At 74.1% G+C, this 3,759-nt stretch carries 1 protein-coding gene; it reads right to left on the bottom strand.

Going from position 1 to position 3,759, the window contains the following annotated elements; translation table 11 throughout:
• Positions 1-3,759 (bottom strand): SDR family NAD(P)-dependent oxidoreductase (locus ACIBJE_RS31525; protein WP_396753925.1); only part of this gene is annotated, 3,759 nt, incomplete at both ends.

Here is a 3,759-nt window from a genome sequence, read left to right as displayed (position 1 = left end):
CGCCCCGTACAACCCCCGACCCATACCCGGCCGCTGCGCACCCTGACCCGTGAACACCAACGCCCGACGACCCGACACCACCTCACCGGCCACCACGGCAGGGGTCGAATCGCCCTCGGCCGAAGCGGTCAGCGCGGCCACCAGGTCGTCGCCGGTCGGGCCCAGCACCACTGCCCGGTGTTCCAACGCCGCCCGCGTGGTGGCCAGCGACCAGCCCACATCCAGGGGAGACAATCCCGCGTGGTCTCGGACGAACCCGGCCAGACGTCCAGCCTGCCCCGCCAGTGCCGCTGCCGACCGCGCCGACACCAACCACGGCACCACCGGCAGCCCGTCAGCCGCCGGGCCGGCCTCCACCGGGTCCGGCACCCGTTCGGTTTCCGGCTGTTCGATGATGACGTGGGCGTTGGTCCCCGAGATGCCGAACGACGACACCGCCGCCCGGCGTGCCCGACCGGTCTCCGGCCACGGCGTCGCCTCGGCCACCAACGCCACCGCACCCGCCGACCAGTCCACTCTCGCCGACGGCGCGTCCACGTGCAGAGTCGCCGGCACCAGACCGTGCCGCATCGCCAGCACCGACTTGATGATCCCGGCGACACCCGCAGCTGCCTGGGTGTGACCGATGTTCGACTTCACCGAGCCGAGCAGCAACGGCCGATCCCCCGGCCGCTCCTGCCCGTACGTCGCCAGCAACGCCTGCGCCTCGATCGGATCGCCCAGGGTGGTGCCCGTGCCGTGCGCCTCGACCACGTCCACGTCCGCCACGCCCAACCGGGCGTTCGCCAGGGCCTGCCGGATCACCCGCTGCTGCGACGGACCATTCGGCGCCGTCAACCCGTTCGACGCACCATCCTGGTTCACCGCCGTGCCCCGCACCACCGCCAGGACCCGACGACCATCCCGACGCGCATCGGAGAGCCGCTGCACGAGGAGCACACCGACGCCCTCGCCCCAGCCCGTGCCGTCCGCCGAGTCCGCGAACGACCGGCACCGCCCGTCGGCGGAGAGCCCTCGCTGCCGGGAGAACTCGACGAAGGCACCGGGGGTGGACATGACGGTCACGCCACCGGCGAGAGCCAGGTCGCACTCACCCGACCGCAACGACTGCACCGCCAGGTGCAGGGCCACCAACGACGACGAACACGCCGTGTCCACGGTGACCGCCGGCCCCTCGAACCCGAACGAGTACGCCACCCGACCCGACAGCACGCTGGCGGAGGCACCGGTGGCACCGTACCCGGCGAGGTCTTCGCCGCCGTACCGGATGAGGTTGTCGAAGTCCTGCCCGTTCGTGCCGGCGAAGACGCCGACCCGGCTGCCGCGCAGGGCGAGCGGGTCGATCCGGGCGTCCTCGATCGCCGCCCAGGAGACCTCCAGCAGCAGCCGCTGCTGCGGGTCCATGGCGACGGCCTCGCGGGGTGAGATCCCGAAGAACTCCGCGTCGAACGCGCCCGCGTCGTCCAGGAACGCGCCCTGCGTGACGTACGACTCTCCGTACAGCGTGGTTAGGTCCCAGTGCCGGTTCGTGGGGAAGTCGGACATCGCATCGACCCCGTCGGCGAGCAGCCGCCAGAACTCCTCCGGTGATCCGGCTCCGGCGGGGAAGCGGCAGCCCATGCCGACGATGACGATCGGGTCGTCGTCGACGGGTCGTGCCGCCGGGTGTCCCGTCCCAAGCCGGGCGTGCCCGCCGAGCAGTTCGGTACGGACGTGGGCCGCCAGGGCGGTGGGGTTGGGGTGGTCGAAGGCGAGGGTGGCGGGCAGGGTGAGCCCGGTCGCGGCGTCGAGCCGGTTCCGCAGCTCGACGGCGGTGAGGGAGGTGAAGCCGAGGTCCCGGAACGCGCGCTCGGCCGGCACCTGGTCGGCGCTGCCGTGACCGAGCACCGCCGCGACCTCGGCGCGCACCAGGTCGCGCAGGGCGTCGAGTTGCTCGGTCTCGGAGAGCCCGGCGAGGCGGTGCCGCAGAGCGCCGTCACCGGCGGCCCGGTCGGCGGTGGCGGCGTCGGTGACCTGCGGTGCGGTCAGCAGATCCCGGATCAGCGGGTCGGGTCGACCACCGACGGCGGTCGCCGCCACCCGGTTCCAGTCGACGTCGGCGACCACCAGGTGGGTCTCGTCGTGGTCGAGAGCCCGGGTGAGGGCGCGGACGGCCGTGGCGGGGTCCATCGCCGCGATGCCGTTGCGGGCCATCCGGCGTTCGAAGTCACCGGCGCTGACGCCGCCGTCGGCCCAGAGGCCCCAACCGACGGAGATGGCCGGCAGTCCCTCGGCGCGGCGGCGCCGGGCGAGCGCGTCGAGCCAGGCGTTGCCGGGGGCGTAGTTGGCCTGCCCGGGGCCACCCATCGTGCCGGCCAGCGAGGAGAACAGGACGAACGCCGACAGTTCGTGGTCGCGGGTCAGCTCGTCGAGGTTGCGGGCGGCGTCGACCTTGGCCCGCAGGGCGGTCGTCATCTGCGCGACGGTCAGGGCGTCGACCAGGGTGTCGTCGAGCGCCGCCGCGGTGTGGACGACGGTGGTGAGCGGCAGGTCGGCGGGAATGGTGGAGAGCAGGTCGCGCAACGCCTCCCGGTCGGCGGCGTCGCAGGCCGCGACGGTGACCCTGGTGCCGAGCGCGGTCAGCTCCTCGGCCAGGGACGCGACACCCGGGGCTTCCGGGCCACGCCGGCTGACGAGCAGCAGGTGGTCGACGCCCGCTGCCGCGAGGGCACGTGCGACGTGGCCGCCCAGCGCACCCGTGCCGCCGGTGACGAGGGCCGTGCCACGTGGCGTCCAGCTGCGGCCGGGGCCGACCGGCTGACCGGCGTGGACGAGCCGGCGGGCGTACGCGCCGGTGGCGCGGAGGGCGAGCTGGTCCTCGGCGCGCTCACCGCCGAGCAGCCGGCGCAGCAGCCGTACGCCGCGCGCGTCCACCGTCTCGGGCAGGTCGACGAGGCCACCCCAGCGGTGCGGGTGCTCGGCACGCAGCACGCCGCCGAAGCCCCAGAGCGCCGCCTGGTCGGGGTCGACGAGGTCGTCGCGGGGGTCGACGGCGACCGCACCCCGGGTGCCGATCCAGAGCCGGGCGGCGGTCCCGGCGTCACCGAGGGCCTGGGCGAGGGTGACAGTGGCGGCGAGGCCGGCCGGCACGGAGGCGGAGTCGGGGTGCGTTCCGGACGCGAGACCGAGCAGGGAGAGAACGACGCCGGGCTGGCCCTCGGCGTACGCCTCGGTCAGATCCCGGGCGAGACGCTCCCGGTCGGTTCCGGCGGCCACCGGAAGCACCCGTACGCCGGGTGCGGTGAGCGCCGTCGCCCACTCCCCGGCGGTTCCGCCGGACTCGGCGGGCACGAGCAGGAGAAGGTCACCGACCTCCTGTCGGATGCGGTCGGGGAGCGGCTGCCAGGTGACCCGGTACCGCCACGACTCAAGGGTCGACTCGGTCTCCTGGCGACGTCGCCAGGCGGAGAGGGCGGGGAGCACGGCACCGAGCGTGGCGTCGGGTTCGACGGCGAGGGTGGCGGCGAGCGTCTCGACGTCCTGGTTCTCGATGACCTGCCAGAACGCGTCGTCGCTCGGGGCGTTGACGCCACCGTCGGTGCCACGGGGCCGAGCACTGGCGTTGAGCCAGTAGCGCCGGTGATGGAAGGCGTAGCTGGGCAGGTCGACGGTGCGCGGCTGCTGTCCGGTGTGGGTGAACCAGCCCGTCCAGTCCACCGGAGTACCCGTCACGTGCAACCGGGCCAGAGCCGTGACCAGCGCGGTCGCCTCCGACTGGTC

It is taken from the genome of Micromonospora sp. NPDC050187, from assembly GCF_044459745.1.
In the GTDB taxonomy this organism is placed as follows: Bacteria; Actinomycetota; Actinomycetes; order Mycobacteriales; family Micromonosporaceae; genus Micromonospora.
This window is presented reverse-complemented; position numbering and strand designations above follow the sequence as displayed.